Annotated in this window: 16 protein-coding genes; 10 read left to right on the top strand and 6 right to left on the bottom strand. The window is 70.2% G+C overall.

Features of this window, described 5'->3' with window-relative positions; all coding sequences use genetic code 11:
- Positions 1 to 7 precede the first annotated feature (7 nt).
- Positions 8 to 457, top strand: a complete 450-nt coding sequence (locus tag KVT45_RS42080) for a hypothetical protein (RefSeq protein WP_217554741.1) — start codon at positions 8 to 10, stop codon at positions 455 to 457.
- A 90-nt stretch (positions 458 to 547) separates the two neighbouring features.
- On the opposite strand, the gene KVT45_RS42075 is transcribed toward KVT45_RS42080, so the two are convergent.
- Complete coding sequence (locus KVT45_RS42075; protein WP_217554740.1) at positions 548 to 1741, bottom strand: RtcB family protein; 1194 nt, start codon at positions 1739 to 1741, stop codon at positions 548 to 550.
- 227 nt (positions 1742 to 1968) lie between these two features.
- Between KVT45_RS42075 and KVT45_RS42070 the strand changes: the two genes are divergently transcribed.
- The 3 genes from KVT45_RS42070 (at position 1969) to KVT45_RS42060 (ending at position 5289) form a co-directional block, all read left to right on the top strand.
- A complete protein-coding gene (locus tag KVT45_RS42070; RefSeq protein ID WP_217554739.1) occupies positions 1969 to 2829 on the top strand; it encodes a DUF3558 domain-containing protein in 861 nt (286 codons plus the stop codon).
- A 132-nt stretch (positions 2830 to 2961) separates the two neighbouring features.
- Positions 2962 to 3846, top strand: coding sequence for a DUF3558 domain-containing protein (locus KVT45_RS42065; RefSeq protein ID WP_217554738.1), 885 nt, complete (start codon positions 2962 to 2964; stop codon positions 3844 to 3846).
- A 99-nt stretch (positions 3847 to 3945) separates the two neighbouring features.
- On the top strand, positions 3946 to 5289 hold the full coding sequence (locus KVT45_RS42060; RefSeq protein ID WP_217554737.1) for a DUF2637 domain-containing protein: 1344 nt from the start codon (positions 3946 to 3948) through the stop codon (positions 5287 to 5289).
- A 69-nt stretch (positions 5290 to 5358) separates the two neighbouring features.
- On the opposite strand, the gene lysS is transcribed toward KVT45_RS42060, so the two are convergent.
- Entirely contained in the window at positions 5359 to 7092 is a 1734-nt protein-coding gene (lysS, locus tag KVT45_RS42055) for a lysine--tRNA ligase (protein WP_217554735.1), read from the bottom strand.
- A 324-nt stretch (positions 7093 to 7416) separates the two neighbouring features.
- On the opposite strand from lysS, the gene argS reads away from it, so the two are divergent.
- Positions 7417 to 9174: an arginine--tRNA ligase gene (gene argS / locus KVT45_RS42050; protein ID WP_217554733.1), complete on the top strand. Its 1758-nt coding sequence runs from the start codon at positions 7417 to 7419 to the stop codon at positions 9172 to 9174.
- Between the two features lie 46 nt (positions 9175 to 9220).
- Complete coding sequence (locus KVT45_RS42045) at positions 9221 to 9994, top strand: DUF4253 domain-containing protein (protein ID WP_217554732.1); 774 nt, start codon at positions 9221 to 9223, stop codon at positions 9992 to 9994.
- 131 nt (positions 9995 to 10125) lie between these two features.
- Here KVT45_RS42045 and KVT45_RS42040 read toward each other — a convergent pair whose 3' ends face one another.
- Positions 10126 to 11319: a PLP-dependent aminotransferase family protein gene (locus tag KVT45_RS42040; protein WP_217554731.1), complete on the bottom strand. Its 1194-nt coding sequence runs from the start codon at positions 11317 to 11319 to the stop codon at positions 10126 to 10128.
- Positions 11320 to 11653: 334 nt separating this feature from the next.
- On the opposite strand from KVT45_RS42040, the gene KVT45_RS42035 reads away from it, so the two are divergent.
- Complete coding sequence (locus tag KVT45_RS42035; protein ID WP_217554730.1) at positions 11654 to 11848, top strand: hypothetical protein; 195 nt, start codon at positions 11654 to 11656, stop codon at positions 11846 to 11848.
- Here the strand turns inward: KVT45_RS42035 and KVT45_RS42030 are convergent.
- The 3 genes from KVT45_RS42030 to KVT45_RS42020 all read right to left on the bottom strand — a co-directional run bounded on the left by KVT45_RS42030 (position 11821) and on the right by KVT45_RS42020 (position 14301).
- Positions 11821 to 12723 (bottom strand): SAM-dependent methyltransferase, encoded by a 903-nt coding sequence (locus tag KVT45_RS42030; RefSeq protein WP_217554729.1) that lies wholly within the window; start codon positions 12721 to 12723, stop codon positions 11821 to 11823. The two genes, KVT45_RS42035 and KVT45_RS42030, sit on opposite strands and share 28 nt — an antisense overlap.
- A gap of 124 nt (positions 12724 to 12847) precedes the next feature.
- Positions 12848 to 13840 carry a porphobilinogen synthase gene (hemB, locus tag KVT45_RS42025; RefSeq protein WP_217554728.1) on the bottom strand — a complete coding sequence of 331 codons (993 nt, stop codon included), beginning with the start codon at positions 13838 to 13840 and terminating at the stop codon, positions 12848 to 12850.
- Positions 13841 to 13935: 95 nt separating this feature from the next.
- Positions 13936 to 14301 carry a hypothetical protein gene (locus KVT45_RS42020; protein ID WP_217554727.1) on the bottom strand — a complete coding sequence of 122 codons (366 nt, stop codon included), beginning with the start codon at positions 14299 to 14301 and terminating at the stop codon, positions 13936 to 13938.
- A gap of 162 nt (positions 14302 to 14463) precedes the next feature.
- Here KVT45_RS42020 and KVT45_RS42015 point away from each other — a divergent pair, with 162 nt between their 5' ends.
- From KVT45_RS42015 to KVT45_RS42005, 3 genes are all read left to right on the top strand, one after another.
- Positions 14464 to 14814: a hypothetical protein gene (locus KVT45_RS42015; protein WP_217554726.1), complete on the top strand. Its 351-nt coding sequence runs from the start codon at positions 14464 to 14466 to the stop codon at positions 14812 to 14814.
- Complete coding sequence (locus tag KVT45_RS42010) at positions 14811 to 15605, top strand: hypothetical protein (RefSeq protein ID WP_217554724.1); 795 nt, start codon at positions 14811 to 14813, stop codon at positions 15603 to 15605. Before KVT45_RS42015 ends, KVT45_RS42010 begins: the two co-directional genes overlap by 4 nt.
- 62 nt (positions 15606 to 15667) lie before the next feature.
- Positions 15668 to 16039: a roadblock/LC7 domain-containing protein gene (locus tag KVT45_RS42005; protein ID WP_217554722.1), complete on the top strand. Its 372-nt coding sequence runs from the start codon at positions 15668 to 15670 to the stop codon at positions 16037 to 16039.
- The last annotated feature ends 92 nt before the right edge of the window (positions 16040 to 16131 follow it).

Here is a 16131-nt window from a genome sequence, read left to right as displayed (position 1 = left end):
GACCAGCATGGAAGTGGGCTTCCCTGTGGCTGAATGCGAGCCTGGCGGCCTTTCGAAATCGCCGGCCGGTCCACGAACCAAGCGAAGGGGCCAGACCTCCGACATCGTTCCGTGGCCCGGCATCCGCGAGTTGGATCTCGCCATGGGACGCAAGGCGTCACTCCAGGAACAGTGGTACACCGGGGAACTCGGCGATTCCGCGTACTTCCGCCTTTTGACACAGGAGGAAGCAGAAATCAAGCGGCTTGTGAACGAGCAGCGGGCCTGGCCTGTCAAGCACCGCGCCAGTATGTGCGAGATCCCAGACGTGCGGACGCATTGGGCTCGCTTGGCCACGGACGCAAAGCACCAGGTTCTCCGCAGCCTGCTCGATTCGGTGATCATCTTTCCCGGCGTCAAGGGATCGGATCCCATTGCTTCGACCCCGCCTTGGTTGTTCCCGTGTGGCGAACGATGAACTCACCGACGCCGTCTGCATAGCCGACCCCCAGGACGGACGGCACCGAGGGCTCGGTCCTACGCAACCGAGCCCTCGTCCAGACGGAGGTCAGCCCTTCACACAGACAACCTGCTTCAGCTTTGCCACGACCTCGACCAAATCCAGCTGCTGGTCGATGACCTGGTCGATCGACTTGTAGGCACCGGGGATCTCGTCCACAACACCGGAGTCCTTGCGGCACTCCACGCCCCGAGTCTGGTCCTCCAGGTCCTTCGTCGAGAACCGCCGCTTGGCCGCATTACGGCTCATGCGCCGACCCGCGCCATGCGAAGCGGAATTGAAGGACTTCTCGTTGCCGAGGCCCTTCACGATGTACGACCCGGTGCCCATGGAACCGGGGATGATGCCGTACTCCCCGGCTCGGGCACTGATCGCACCCTTGCGGGTCACGAGCAGGTCCATGCCCTCATACCGCTCGCGGTTCACATAGTTGTGATGGCAATTCACCTCAGGTTCGAAGGTGACCCTGGCCTTCTTGAACTCCTTGCGGATCACTTCCTTGAGGAGGGCCATCATGATCGACCGGTTGTACTTCGCATACTCCTGAGCCCAGTAGAGATCGTGCTCGTAGGCAGCCATCTGCGGAGTGTCCGCGACGAAGACGGCGAGGTCCCGGTCAACAAGCCCCTGGTTGTGCGGGAGCTTCTGGGCCACGCCAATGTGGTGCTCGGCGAGTTCCTTGCCGATGTTCCGGGATCCGGAGTGCAGCATGAGCCACACAGAGTCAATTGCATCTATACAAACTTCAACGAAGTGATTTCCTGATCCGAGTGTCCCCATCTGCTTCACGGCCCGCTCCTCCCGGAACTTCACCGCCTCCGCAACCCCGTCGAACCGCCCCCAGAACCCCTCCCACCCAGCCGTGGCCAGCCCATGGAAGTCCCCCGGCTCCACCGGGTCCGCATGCATCCCCCGCCCCACCGGAATCGCCTGCTCGATCTTCGACCGCAGTCGGGACAGGTCCCCCGGCAGGTCGTTCGCCGTCAGGGACGTCTTCACCGCGGACATGCCGCAGCCGATGTCGACCCCGACCGCCGCCGGGCACACCGCACCCCGCATCGCGATGACCGACCCGACCGTCGCACCCTTCCCGTAGTGCACGTCCGGCATCACCGCCAGGCCCTCGATCCACGGCAGGGTCGCGACGTTGCGCAGCTGCTGGAGCGCCACGTCCTCGACGGTCGCCGGGTCGGTCCACATCCGGATGGGCACCTTCGCGCCCGGTATCTCCACGTACGACATGTCTTCCTCATTCCCCCGCGGGCAACAATCCAAAAAGGACAAAAGTCTTTAATCAAACAAAACGCAAATGCGGCGCCAGAGGTCCGGAAACCAGACAGCGGACCGGCGTTCACAGCAGTGCGTGCGATACACATTGTCTCCAGGGGGCGCCCCGCTGCGGCAAGCGATTAACCAGCGGGGACACTGGAGCAGGACCGAGCGGACCAGTGAACGGAAGGAGCCTGACCGTGCAGCGGAAGGCGTACGCAACCGGCATCGCCGCCCTTCTCGCGGCCCTGCTGGCCGGCTGCACGAGCGGTTCCAGCGGTGGCGACGACATCAACGACAAGAACGCGGACACCGGCACCTCCACCGTCGCCGCCCAGCCCGGCAAGTACCGCACCCTCCCGGAGGCCTGCGGCGCGGTCAGCCACGACACCCTCGACTCGCTGCTCCCCGGCATCGCCCAGATCACCGACGAGGATCAGCGCGCGAAGGCATACGCGGGCGAGGCCACGCTCACCTACGACACCGACCGCAAGGTCGGCTGCCACTGGAAGATCGAGTCCACCGACGCCACGGACCGGCTGTCCGTCGACTTCGAGCGCGTGGTGTCGTACGACAACGCGGTCAGCGACGACAGCGAGGCGCAGACGATCTACACGCAGTTGGAGGCGGCGGCCGACATCCCGGAGTCCGCGCCCCCGAGCCCTACCGAGTCGGCATCGCCGTCCGATTCGGTATCGGGCTCCCCGTCCGCGTCCACGTCTGCGTCCACGTCCGCGTCCCCCGCCGGTTCCGGTGACCCGTCCTCCTCGGATTCCGGCTCCGCCTCCGCCTCCGCCTCGTCTTCCACCACCCCGTCGGGTCTCCAGCCCCGCACTCTCTCCGACCTCGGCGACGAGGCGTATCTCGACGACCAGCTCAGCGGCTCCGGTTCGACGGGTGAACAGCGGACGGTGACTGTGGTGTTCCGCACGTCCAACGTCGTCGTGACCATCGTGTACGAGGAGCAGCCGATGGCCACCGGGAGCGTCCCGGACAGCAAGGAAATGCAGGACAGGGCGCAGAATCTGGCCGCCCAACTGGCCGAGGCCCTCAACGGCTGAGGCCTCCGGCGCGCCCTCCGCGCCCGGCTCGCAAAGGACGCGAACCGAAACCGCACAGCTCCCTCACCGCGTACCGTGGCCCCTCGGACCCGATCCGACCGCAGGAACCCCGAACGTGTGAGTGAAGGAACCATGCAGCGAGTAGCAGTCCAGTCAGACGACCAGCGCGCCCGGAACGATCGGAACGTACAGCGACGGGCAGGGCGCCTGCGCCGCGTCCTGGTCTGCGCGGCCGCCGTCCCCGCCGTGGCGCTGTTCGCGACGGCCTGTTCCTCGGGCTCGGACGATGCCGCGCAGGGAACGGGTGGCGGCTCGGATCCCGTCACCGCCACGGGCGGCTCGGTGGCCCCTTCGCCCACGGTCCAGGCGGCCAAGTACCAGAAGCTGCCGGAGCCGTGCGCGGTGCTGTCGAAGAAGACGCTCACCGCGCTGGTGCCGAAGGGTGCGAAGTCGGGCAAGGAGGGCACGTCGGACGATGTGGCCACGCGGGGCAGCTGTTCCTGGAGCAGCCTGGACAACAACGGTGTGAAGGGCTCCCAGTTCCGCTGGCTGAACATCTCCTTCCTCCGCTTCGACTCGGACTCCAGCCGCGGTTCCGGTGAGAAGCAGGCCGAGGCGTACTTGGCGAGCCAGGTGCAGGGCGCCCAGTCCGTGAGCGGCGCCAAGAACACCAAGTCGGAGCCGGTGGCCGGGACGGGCGACCAGGCGACGGTGGTGCGCTACGACCTGAAGAAGAAGGAGGGCGCCTTCAAGCAGCAGACGGTCGTGGCACGCGTCGCGAACGTCGTCGTCACCCTCGACTACAACGGCGCGGGTCTGGCGGGCGAGAAGACTCCGGACGCGGATGCTCTGACGAAGGCGGCGGAGAAGGCGGCCAAGGAGGCGGTGGCGTCGGTCACGACGGCCAACAGTGCGGGTACGACGCCGAGTTCACCTGCGGCGACGCCCTCGAAGTCGGCGTCGGGGTCGCCCTCGGCGAGTGCCTCTCCGTCCAAGTCGTCGACCAAGAAGAGCTGACCGGCCATACGTGCGCCGCACTGATGTGCCACCCTGTTGCGCGCAACAACACGCAAGGGGAGGGGAGTACGGGTGGCCGAGCGAATACAGCTGACTCGGATGCACCGCGTTCTCATCGGTGTGGTCGTGACCGGCGCGATGATCATCGCCGGTATCGGCTTCGCCGGCTCGTACGCGGCCGTCCGTGAGCTGGCCATCAAGAAGGGCTTCGGGAACTTCTCCTATGTGTTCCCGATCGGCATCGACGCGGGCATCTGCGTCCTGCTCGCCCTGGACCTGTTGCTGACCTGGATCCGCATCCCCTTCCCGCTGCTGCGGCAGACGGCCTGGCTGCTGACCGTGGCGACGATCGCCTTCAACGGCGCGGCGGCCTGGCCGGACCCGCTGGGTGTGGGCATGCACGCGGTGATCCCGATCCTGTTCGTGGTGTCGGTGGAGGCGGCCCGGCACGCGATCGGCCGGATCGCCGACATCACGGCGGACAAGCACATGGAGGGGGTCCGCCTCACCCGCTGGCTTCTCTCGCCGGTTCCGACCTTCCTGCTCTGGCGCCGGATGAAGCTGTGGGAGCTGCGCTCCTACGACCAGGTGATCAAGCTGGAGCAGGAACGTCTCGTCTATCAGGCGCGGCTGCGGTCCCGCTTCGGGCGGGCCTGGCGCAGGAAGGCCCCGGTGGAGTCGCTGATGCCGCTGCGGCTGGCCCGGTACGGCGTTCCGCTGGCGGAGACGGCCCCGGAGGGCCTGGCGGCGGCGGGCATCGAGATCCCGGTCCTGCTGCCGGCGGCGCCGGGTGCCCTGGCCGTGGGCGTGGGCGCGGCGCCCGCCGGCGAGCAGCGCCCCGAGCTGGTCCCCGGCCCCCGGGCCGGGCAGCCGGAGATGCCGCAGCAGTCGGCGCCCGAGCCGGAGCTGAACCCCTGGCTGCATGCCAGGGACCCCCAGCAGACCGAGTACCAGGGCGGCTACGACCCGACGTACGACCCGCGGTACGCCGCCTGGCTGGCAGAGCAGCAGTACCAGCAGGAGCAGTACCAGCGGGAGCAACAGCAGTACCAGCAGCAGTTCCCGCAGGAGCAGTTCTCGCAGGAGCAGTTCCCGCAGGAGCAGTTCCCGCAGGGCCGGTTCCCGCAGGACCAGCAGCCCCTCCCCGAGGAATCCCCGTCGGAGACCACCGGCAGCTTCCCCATCCCCTCGGGCCCGGGCCGTACCCGTGAGCTGGGCGAGGGCGGCGGCCCCCCGGAGCCCCCGGCGCCGTCGGAGGAGGACTACTACCTGGTCTTCCGTGAGTCGATAAAGACCGGCAACGGAGCGCCCACCCCGCGCGGGTTCATCGCCGATGTGGAGGCGACCTACGGCGTCGCCCTCGACGAGGCCGAGTCGAAGCGCATGGTGACCCGCTTCTCGAACCGTCTCAACGCCGAGCTGGCGGACGAGCACATCGCCTGACAGGCACATCGCCGACAGGCACGGAGAAGGGGCCCTCTGGATTCCAGAGGGCCCCTTCTTGGCGTCGGCCTACTCGCCGAGCAGCAGCCGCACCCGCTCCTGGCCCACGGCGAGGAGCAGGGTGGGCAGCCGGGGCCCGGTGTCCCGGCCCACCAGCAGGTGGTACAGGAGCGCGAAGAACGTCCGCTGGGCCGTCTTGATCTCGGCCGGCAGTTCCTTGGGCGTCGCGTCGGCGGAGAACCCGGCCTGGACCTTGGGCACGCCGTAGACGAGGTGGGTGAGCCCGTCCAGCGACCAGTGGTCGGCGAGCCCGTCGAGCAGCAGTCGTACGGACTGCTGGGACGCCTCGTCGAGGGACTTCAGCAGTTCGGCGTCGGGCTCGTCGCGGACGATGGTCCGCTGGTCGGCCGGTACCTGGGTGTTGATCCAGGCCTCGGCCTTGTCGTACCGCGGCCGTGCCTCGTCCACCGAGCCCAGCGGGTTCGCCGGGTCCAGTTCGCTGAGGATGCGCAGCGCCTGGTCCTCGTGTCCGGCGGTGATGTCGGCGACGGAGGCCAGCGTCCGGTACGGCAGCGGGTGCGGCGTCCGGGGCAGCTCACCGCCGGCCGTACGGACGGCACGCGCGTGCGCGGCGATGTCACCGGGCAGCGCGGAACCCTCGGCCACCTTGCCGTCCAGCTTGTCCCACTCGTCGTAGAGCCGCTGGATCTCCTGGTCGAAGGCGATCTTGAAGGACTGGTTGGGCCGGCGCCGGGCGTACAGCCAGCGCAGGATCTGCGGCTCCATGATCTTCAGGGCGTCGGCCGGGGTGGGAACCCCGCCCCGCGAGGACGACATCTTCGCCATCCCGCTGATGCCCACGAAGGCGTACATGGGCCCGATGGGCTGCTTCCCGCCGAAGATCCCGACGATCTGCCCGCCCACCTGGAAGCTCGACCCCGGCGACGAGTGGTCGACACCGCTCGGCTCGAAGATCACGCCCTCGTAGGCCCACCGCATGGGCCAGTCGACCTTCCAGACCAGCTTGCCCCGGTTGAACTCGCTCAGCCGGACGGTCTCGGAGAACCCGCACTCGTTGCAGGTGTACGTCAGCTCGGTGCTGTCGTCGTCGTACGCCGTGACGGTCGTCAGGTCCTTGCCGCAGCCGCCGCAGTACGGCTTGTACGGGAAGTACCCGGCGGAGCCGGAGGACCCGTCGTCCTCGCTCGCCGCGCCCGAGCCCTCCTCGGCCTCCAGCTCGGCCTCGTCGACGGCCTTCTGCTGCTGCTTCTTGGCCGGGCCCTTCTTGGTCCGGTACTGGTCGAGGATCGCGTCGATGTCCCCGCGATGCTTCATGGCGTGCAGGACCTGCTCGCGGTACACGCCGGAGGTGTACTGCGCGGTCTGGCTGATCCCGTCGAACTCCACGCCCAGCTCGGCCAGCGACTCGACCATCGCGGCCTTGAAGTGCTCGGCCCAGTTCGGGTACGCGGAGCCCTTCGGGGCCGGCACGGAGGTGAGCGGCTTGCCGATGTGCTCGGCCCAGGACTCGTCGACGCCGGCGATGCCCTGGGGCACCTTGCGGTAGCGGTCGTAGTCGTCCCAGGAGATCAGGTGCCGGACCTGGTGGCCGCGCCGCCGGACCTCGTCGGCGACCAGGTGCGGGGTCATGACCTCGCGCAGGTTGCCGAGGTGGATGGGCCCCGACGGGGAGAGCCCGGACGCGACGACGACCGGTTTGCCCGGGGCCCGACGCTCCGACTCCTCGATGACCTCATCCGCGAAACGGGAGACCCAGTCGGTGGTCTCGGTGCTCTGAGCCACGTCGGCACGTCCTTCTTTCTGGCACGGGGCAGCCGGTACGGTCGCACGGCTGACCGCTCCATTCTCCCAGCCGAGGCCGAATCCACGAAAACGGGTTACCGACCCGCCCCTGATCGGCGACGCAGCCACCGTCTGGGGGCGCAACCACCGTCTGGCGGCGCAGCCGCCTTCTGGGGGCGCGGGGAACTGCGCGACCAGCCCCAACGGCGCCGCACCCGGCCCGCCCACCGCACCCCCCGAGCTCTCACCCGCGAAAACCCCTTTGCCCCCCGTGAAATACTGGTCCCGTCTACCTGAACCCACGAGGAGAACGGCTCCCACCCCATGGCCTCGGTCACGTCGCTCACGGATCTCGTCAATCAGCGCCTCGCGAGCGCCCTCTCGGCAACCCTGCCGGAGGCCTCTGTCGATCCGCTGCTGCGACGCAGCGACCGGGCCGACTACCAGGCGAACGGCATCCTCGCCGCCGCCAAGAAGGCCAAGGCCAACCCCCGGGAGCTGGCGACGCAGGTCGTCTCGAACATCACCACCGGCGCGGACCTGATCCAGGACGTCGAGGTCTCCGGCCCCGGCTTCCTCAACATCACCCTCTCCGACAAGGCGATCACCGAGAACCTGGCCGCCCGGTACGCGGACGGCGACCGTCTCGGCGTGGCCGCCAAGGCCAACCCGGGCATCACGGTCATCGACTACGCCCAGCCGAACGTCGCCAAGGAGATGCACGTCGGCCACCTGCGGTCCGCGGTGATCGGCGACGCCCTGCGCGGCATGCTCGACTTCACCGGCGAGCGGACGATCGGCCGGCATCACATCGGCGACTGGGGCACCCAGTTCGGCATGCTCATCCAGTACCTGATCGAGAACCCGGACCAGCTGTCCCCGGAGACCGACACGGACGGCGAGCAGGCCATGTCGAACCTGAACCGGGTGTACAAGGCCTCCCGGACGGTCTTCGACGCGGACGAGAACTTCAAGGAGCGGGCGCGGAAGCGGGTCGTCGCCCTCCAGTCCGGCGACAAGGAGACCCTCGACCTCTGGCAGCGGTTCGTGGACGAGTCGAAGGTCTACTTCTACTCGGTCTTCGAGAAGCTCGACATGGAGATCCGGGACGACGAGATCGTCGGCGAGTCGGCGTACAACGACGGCATGCCGGAGACCGCCCGTCTCCTGGAGGAGAGCGGCGTCGCGGTCCGCTCCGAGGGCGCGCTCGTCGTCTTCTTCGACGACATCCGGGGCAAGGACGACCAGCCGGTCCCGCTGATCGTGCAGAAGGCGGACGGCGGCTTCGGGTACGCGGCCTCCGACCTGACCGCGATCCGCAACCGGGTCACCGACCTGCACGCCACCTCGCTGCTCTACGTCGTGGACGTGCGGCAGTCGCTGCACTTCAAGATGGTCTTCGAGACGGCGCGGCGGGCTGGCTGGCTCACCGACGACGTCACCGCGCACAACATGGGCTACGGCACGGTGCTGGGCGCGGACGGCAAGCCGTTCAAGACGCGTGCGGGTGAGACCGTACGGCTGGAGGACCTGCTGGACGAGGCGGTGCAGCGGGCCGCCGAGGTCGTCCGGGACAAGGCGCAGGACCTCACCGAGGACGAGATCCAGGAGCGGGCCGCGCAGGTCGGCATCGGTGCCGTGAAGTACGCGGACCTGTCGACGTCGCCGAACCGGGACTACAAGTTCGACCTGGACCAGATGGTCTCGCTGAACGGCGACACCTCCGTCTACCTCCAGTACGCGTACGCCCGTATCCAGTCGATCCTCCGCAAGGCGGGAGAGGTCCGGCCCGCCGCCCACCCGGAGCTGGAACTGCACGCGGCGGAGCGGGCGTTGGGCCTGCACCTGGACGCCTTCGGCGACACGGTCTTCGAGGCGGCGGCGGAGTACGCCCCGCACAAGCTGGCCGCGTACCTGTACCAGCTGGCGTCGCTCTACACGTCGTTCTACGACAAGTGCCCGGTCCTGAAGGCCGACACCGCGGAGCAGGTGGAGAACCGCCTCCTCCTGTGCGACCTGACGGCCCGCACCCTCCACCAGGGCATGGCCCTGCTCGGAATCAGGACGCCCGAGCGTCTCTGACCGGTCGCCGACGGCGTTGTCGGTGCCGCCCTTTACAGTCATCGCCATGGCGACTCTTCCCAACCCGCTGCCCAAGCTGGCGACCGACCCGAGTGGTCGGTCGCTGGGGCTCCAACTCCCGCCCGGGACACTGCTCGACGACACCCTCGACGGCTCGTGGCACGAGCCGTTGCTGTGGTACGCCGGGCAGCCCGCCGGGCCCGGGACCTGGACCGCGCTGGGCGTGCCGGCCGCCCGTGCGGGGCTGCTGCCGGTGCTCATCGACGTGTCCGAGGTCGACGACTGGGACTTCGCACCCGGGGAGACGTCGTACCCGGGGGACCACGACGCCGACGAGGTGCTGGAGGACTACTGGGACGAGGATCCGCCGGACGGTGAGGAGTTCCCGGGGCTCGCCGCCGCGCCGGCCCTGGTCGCCGACCCGGACACCCGGGCCGCGGACGTCGCCGACGCGCTCAGCCAGGGGCGGCCCTGGCTGAAGGAGCCGCATCTGGCGCTGGTGTCCGCCCGGCGCAGCGCGGACATACCGGCGGCCATCGGCTGGAGCGGCCCGGTGAACTACGAGGAGGACACGGGCCGGCTGTGCGCGGTGCTGCGCTCCTGGGAGGACCGGTTCGGCATACGCGTGGTGGCTCTGGGCTTCGACCACCTCGCGCTCTCCGTCGCCGCCCCGCCCGCCGACCTCGACGAGGCGGAGGCGGTCGCCGCCGAGCACTTCGCGTTCTGCCCGTACACCGTGCTGCCCGGCGCCGACGACACCCTGTCGTCGTACGCCGAGCAGCTGGTCGGCGAGCGGCTGTGGCACTTCTGCTGGGACTGAGCCGGTGGGACCGCGCCCCGTAAGGGGCGCTGGGGGTACCCCCGGCCGAAGGCTGGGGGAGGAACTGCGCGACCAGCCACGACGGCGCCGCAGTCGGCAGACGGCCTGTCGCGGCACTTCCGGCGGAGCGCTCAGCTGACGAGGCCCTTGGCGAGCCTTCGCAGGCCCTCCTCGATCTCCTCCGGTGTCTGCGTCACGAAGCACAGGCGCAGGGTCGAGCGGTCGGGGTCGGCGGCGTAGAAGGGCTCGCCGGGGACGTAGGCCACGTTCTGCTCCACCACCCGGCGGAGCAGGGCGGTGGTGTCGTACGACTCCGGGAGCCGGGCCCACAGGAACATGCCGCCTGCGGGCCGGTTCCAGGTGGAGCCGGCCGGGAGGGCGGCGGGCAGCCCCGCGAGCATGGCGTCGCGGCGTTCGCCGTAGACCGCGCGCACCTTGGCGACATGGGCGTCCAGCACGTCCAGGTAGCGGGCGGCGGCGAGTTGGTTGAGGGTCGGGGTGTGCAGGTCGGCCGCCTGCTTGGCCACCGCGCAGGCGCGGCGCAGTCCGGCCGGGGCACGGAGCCAGCCGAGTCGCAGGCCGGGCGCCATGACCTTGGAGAAGGAGCCGAGCAGGACCACCCGGTCCTCGGCGCCGGGGAAGGACGCGATCCAGGGGACGTGGTCTCCGTCGTAGCGCAGTTCGCCGTAGGGGTCGTCCTCGACGATCCACAGGCCGTGCCGGGCGGCGGCCGTGGCGAGGGCGGCGCGGCGGGTGGCGGGCATGGTGCGGCCGGTGGGGTTCTGGAAGGTGGGGACGAGGTAGAGGAGTTTGGGCCGCTCGGCGCGGATCAGCGCCTCCAGGGCGGCCGGGTCCACGCCGTCCTCGTCGCCGGGCACGGGCAGCACGCGCGCCCCGGCCAGCCCGAAGACCTGAAGTGCCGCCAGGTAGCAGGGGCTTTCGACGAGGATGGTGTCCCCGGGATCTATCAGGGCGCTCGCGAGCAGGGAGAGCGCCTGCTGGGAGCCCGTGGTGACGAGGAGGTCGTCGGCTCCGGTGGGCAGGCCCCGCGCGGAGATGCGCGCCGCCAGTCGCTGCCGCAGGGCCGGTTCGCCCTCGGTCGTCGAGTACTGCAGCGCCCGCTCCGGCGCCTCCTCCAGGACCGCCCGGAAGGCGGCGGCGATGCCGTCCCGGTCGAACAGTTCGGGGGCCGGCAGTCCGCCCGCGAAGTTGATCACCTCGGGGCGGGCGGTCACCGCGAGGATCTCCCGCACGGGTGACCCGCCGACGGTGCGGGCGCGGGCCGCGAGCGGGGGAAGCGGGGCGGGGGCAGGGGTGAGGGTCATGGACGGCTCCTTGGGCTGATCCTCGTCTTGGCGGGAGAGTAGAGAGGTACGTGCCGCTTACACCCGTAATTCCACGATCCGGACGGCCGGGGTGCGGGTGGGGTGTGGGTGGGCCTGGGCCGTCCCGTACCGCCGTCCCACGGGATGGGATACGCGCAGGTCACAGGGGTGGACCGGGACCAGGCGTCCCGAATCCCCGGTCAGGCCTGGCGGTCCGGGCGGCCCGGCCCACAGGCTGAGGGCACATCGACCCCGCCGCCCCGGCCCCGCTCCGCCTCCGTCGCCACCGCCACCGCCACCGCCACCGGGCCGAGATCGTCAAGGGAGCCCTCGTATGTCCGCCACGCACCGCACCCCGGCCGCCGGCCGCCGTCGCCGTCTTCTGGCGGCGGCCGCCCTCGCGCTGGTCGCCGCGACCGCACTCGGCGGGTGCCGGGACGGGGAGGGCGTACGCGACGAGGGCCCCTCCGCCGCCCGCCTCCGGCCCGCGGCCGACCCGGCTCAGGCCTTGGTGCCGACGCCCGCGTAGACGTTGATGTCGGCGTCGGTGACGTCGTTGATGTCGGCGTACCGGGACCGGTCGATGGCGTCGAGGGTGGCCAGCAGTTCGGGGTCCGGCTGCTCGGGGACGGGGGCCGCGTGGTCGGGGTGCCAGTGGTGGACCGGGACCACGCCCGGGTCGGCGAGGGCGAGGGAGTTCTCCGTGAAGAAGCGCTCGATCTCGGGCCTGGACCGCAGGACGAAGGTCAGGCCCCGCTCGGTGTACGACCGCTGGACCCCGCGGATCTTCTCGGCGTTGAGGTCCTCCGTGAGGTGGCTGACGACCAGCCGGCTGCCCGGGGGCAGCGCCGCGACGAGTTCACGCACGGCCGGGTGGGCGACCTCGTCCTCGATGAAGTGCAGGATCGCCACCAGGCACAGGGCGATCGGCTGGTCGAAGTCCAGGGTCTTCGCGGCCTGTTCCAGTATCTCCGCCGGGTTCACGAAGTCGGCGTCGATGTAGTCGGTCCGGCCGTCGGGCCCGCTGGTGAGCAGGGCGCGCGCGTGGGCGAGGACGATCGGGTCGTTGTCGACGTACACGACCCGGGTGCCGGGGCGGATCCGCTGGGCGATCTGGTGGACGTTCTCCGCGGTGGGCAGCCCGGTGCCGATGTCGAGGAACTGGCCGATGCCGTCCTCCCGGGCCAGCCGGGTCACCGCCCGGCGCAGGAAGTCGCGGTTGTGCCGTACGTCGAGGTAGCCGCGCGGGTTGGTGGCGAGGGCGGCGGCCGCTGCGGTGCGGTCGGCGGGGTAGTTGTCCTTGCCGCCGAGGAAGACGTCGTAGACCCGCGCCGGGTGCGGCCTGGTGTTGTCGAACCTCTTTCTCAGCTCGGCGGGATCCTGGCTGAGGGCGTCACCGGACATGGACGTCTCCCGGATGGTCGGCGAAGGGCGAAGACAGTCGAAGACGGTCAACAACCTAACGCCACCGGCGACTTGGAAGTGCCCCCGGCCGGAACTCACCGGCCGGGGGCACCTTCGCCCGCGCTCAGCCCAGCATCCGGGCGGCCTCGACCGCCCAGTAGGTGAGGATGTTCTGCGCGCCGGCTCGCTTGATGCCGGTCAGCGTCTCCAGGATCGCCCGGTCGCGGTCGATCCAGCCCTTCTCGGCGGCGGCCTCGACCATCGAGTACTCGCCGGAGATCTGGTAGGCGGCGACCGGCACGTCCACGGAGTCGGCGACCCGCGCGAGGATGTCGAGGTAGGGTCCGGCCGGCTTGACCATCACCATGTCGGCGCCCTCCTCCAGGTCGAGGGCCAGCTCGCGCAGCGACTCCCGCGCGTTGGCGGGGTCCTGCTGGTAGGTCTTGCGGTCGCCCTTCAGGGAGGACCCGACGGCCTCGCGGAACGGGCCGAAGAAGGCGGAGGCGTACTTGACGGTGTAGGCGAGGATCGCGACGTCCTCGCGCCCGATCTGGTCGAGCGCGTCGCGGATGACGCCGATCTGCCCGTCCATCATCCCGCTGGGCCCGACGATGTGGGCGCCGGCGTCGGCCTGCACCTGGGCCATCTCGGCGTAGCGCTCCAGGGTCGCGTCGTTGTCGACGCGGCCCTCGGCGTCCAGCACCCCGCAGTGCCCGTGGTCGGTCGTCTCGTCAAGACACAGGTCGGACATCACGAGCAGTTCGTCGCCGACCTCGGCCCGCACGTCGCGCAGCGCGACCTGCAGGATCCCGTCGGGGTCGGTACCGGGCGTGCCGAATGCGTCCTTCTTGCTCTCCTCCGGCACCCCGAACAGCATGATCCCGGAGATGCCCGCCTCGACGGCCTCCGCGGCCGCCTTCTTCAGGCTGTCCCGGGTGTGCTGCACGACGCCGGGCATGGCGGAGATCGGCACGGGTTCGCTCACGCCCTCGCGGACGAACGCCGGGAGGATGAAGTCAGCGGGGTGCAGCCGGGTCTCGGCGACCATGCGCCGCATGACGGGGGTGGTCCGCAGCCGCCGCGGCCGCGTGCCGGGGAAGGAGCCGTATTGCGTCATGCCATCTACGCTACGCCCGTCACATGAGCGCGCTTACCGACTCGACGTCGGCGCCCCGGGCCATGCGCGGCCGGGGCGCCAGGGCCTCCGGAGGGTCAGACCTCCAGCTCGCTCTCCAGCTTCTTGAGGCTGTGCCGGGCCAGCGCGAGGTTGCTGCGGCCGCGGTCCAGGGCGAGGTAGAGGAAGAGCGAGCCGCCGGCCTTGGTCAGGGGGCGGATCAGGTGGTACTGGCCGCCGAGCGTGATCAGGATGTCCTCGATGTCCTCGTCGAGGCCGATGGACTTCAGCGTGCGCTGCTTGGCGCGGACGACCTCGGTGTTCCCGGCCGCCGCCAGCTCCAGGTCCAGGTGCGGTCTGCCGCCCAGCACGCCGAGCGACATGCCGCTTTCGTAGTCGACCAGGGCGACGCCGAGGGCCCCGTCGATGCTCATGGCTTCCTTGAGCGCTGTCTCGATGTTCACGCTGGTGCCCTCGAATTCCTTACGTGGGTCGACTCAGACGCAAGCGGTTCGACGGAGGTTGCTTCCTGACCCTTCCGAGTCTGAATAAGTGTCATCTTTGGCCAGTGTTGCAACAGTTGGCAATAAAGTACTGTGCGACCGAGGGGTCAGGAGGGGGAACTCATGGCTCTGCTCGACACCGTCCTGAACGCCCTCGGAAGGACGCCCGGCGTCACCGCCGCCGCTCTCCTGGACGGCGTGACAGGCCTCTCCTACGCCGAGTACGGCGACCCGGAACCCGCGCAGGACGCCCAGCAGACCGCCCGCTTGGCGACCATGAACCTCAACCGGGCCGGGTTCACGGGCGAGTTGGAGAGCATCGTCGTCACCACCGCCGCCCACCACCATGTGACGACCCGAGTCGACCGGCAGGGCGACCCGCTCCTGCTGTTCGCCCTGGTGGACCGGGACCGTACGAACATCACGTGGGCGCTGCGCGACCTGGCCGAGCACACGGACCGACTGCTCGCATGACCCAGGAGACGCCGGCCGCCCGCAACGTCCCCGCCCTGCTGGCCGCCCTGCACGCCGAGAAGCGCTCCTGCGCGGTGCTGGTCTCCGGCACCCCGGGAGGTGTCATCCACATTCGCGACGGCATGGTCGTCGGCATGGAGACCCCCGGCGCCCCCGGCGTCGAGGTCCTCCTCCTGAAGTCGCACCGGATCACCGAGGACGACTGGACGGCGGCCCGCGCCACCGGCACCGAACCGGCCCGGCTGTCCCTGGAACTGGTCGCCCGGGGCCTGCTGGGCGCCGCGGAGCTGGCGGTCATCGGCCGGGCGGCACTCTTCGACGCGGCCTTCGCCCTGGCTCTCACCAGTCCGGACGGCTGGGAGGTGACCGCTCCCCGCCCACTGCTCGACACGGGCGCCGCGGTGCCGCCCGACCGCCTGGTCACCGAGAGCACCCGCCGCATCCGCCTGCTGTCGAACGAACGAGGCGCCACCGCCCGCTTCGCCCGCGACCGCCTGGAACCGGCCCCGGCCGCCCGCGACCCGCGGCAGACCGCCCGGCTCTCGCCCCGCCACCGGACCCTCCTGACGGTCGCCGACGGCCGCCGGACGCCCCGGGACATCGCCTTCGCCCTCGGCCGCGGCCTGTTCGCCGTGATGCTGGACCTCCGCGACCTCCTGGCCCTGGGCCTCCTCCAGCCCCCGTCCGCCACCCCCGCCGGCCGCCCCAGCACAGCCCCGCGCACCCCGCCCGCTCCCCCCACGGCAACACCGCACCCCTCAGCGACCCCACTCCCCCGCCGCAAGCGCTAGCAACCCCGGGGAGGCCGGTCGCCTCCGCACCACCAGGCACCACAGCACAGGAAGAGGCCACCATGAACGATCCCGTGCAGGACATCCTCGTCTCGTTGCGCGACCGGGTGATGGGCGTCTCCGAGACCGTCCTGGCCACCGTCGACGGCCTGGTGGTGGCCGCCGACGCCGACAAGACCCACCCCGAGTCCATGGCCGCCCTGGCCTCGGCCGCCCTCTCCCTGGGCCACCGCCTGGCCGACCAGGCCAACACCGGCACCCTCCGCCAGCTGACGGCCCAGTGCAGCGCAGGCCACGTCATAGTGACAGCGGTGGGCACCCGAGCCCTCCTGGCAGTAGTCACCGACGAGGGCGTGGACGGCCTGGCCTTCGACCGAGAGATCCCCACAGTCATCGAGGACCTGAAAAAGATCCTCGCCAACGACACGGCCTAGCGAATGCCACCCCGTGAGGGCCGCGCCCCAAGGGGCGCGGGGCTGTATCAATATGCGGCTCCGCCGCGTGGGCGCGACCAGCCCCCACCCAC

Origin of the sequence: Streptomyces sp. GbtcB6 (assembly GCF_019091475.1) — a bacterium.
Taxonomy (GTDB): Bacteria; Actinomycetota; Actinomycetes; order Streptomycetales; family Streptomycetaceae; genus Streptomyces; species Streptomyces hyaluromycini.
This window is presented reverse-complemented; position numbering and strand designations above follow the sequence as displayed.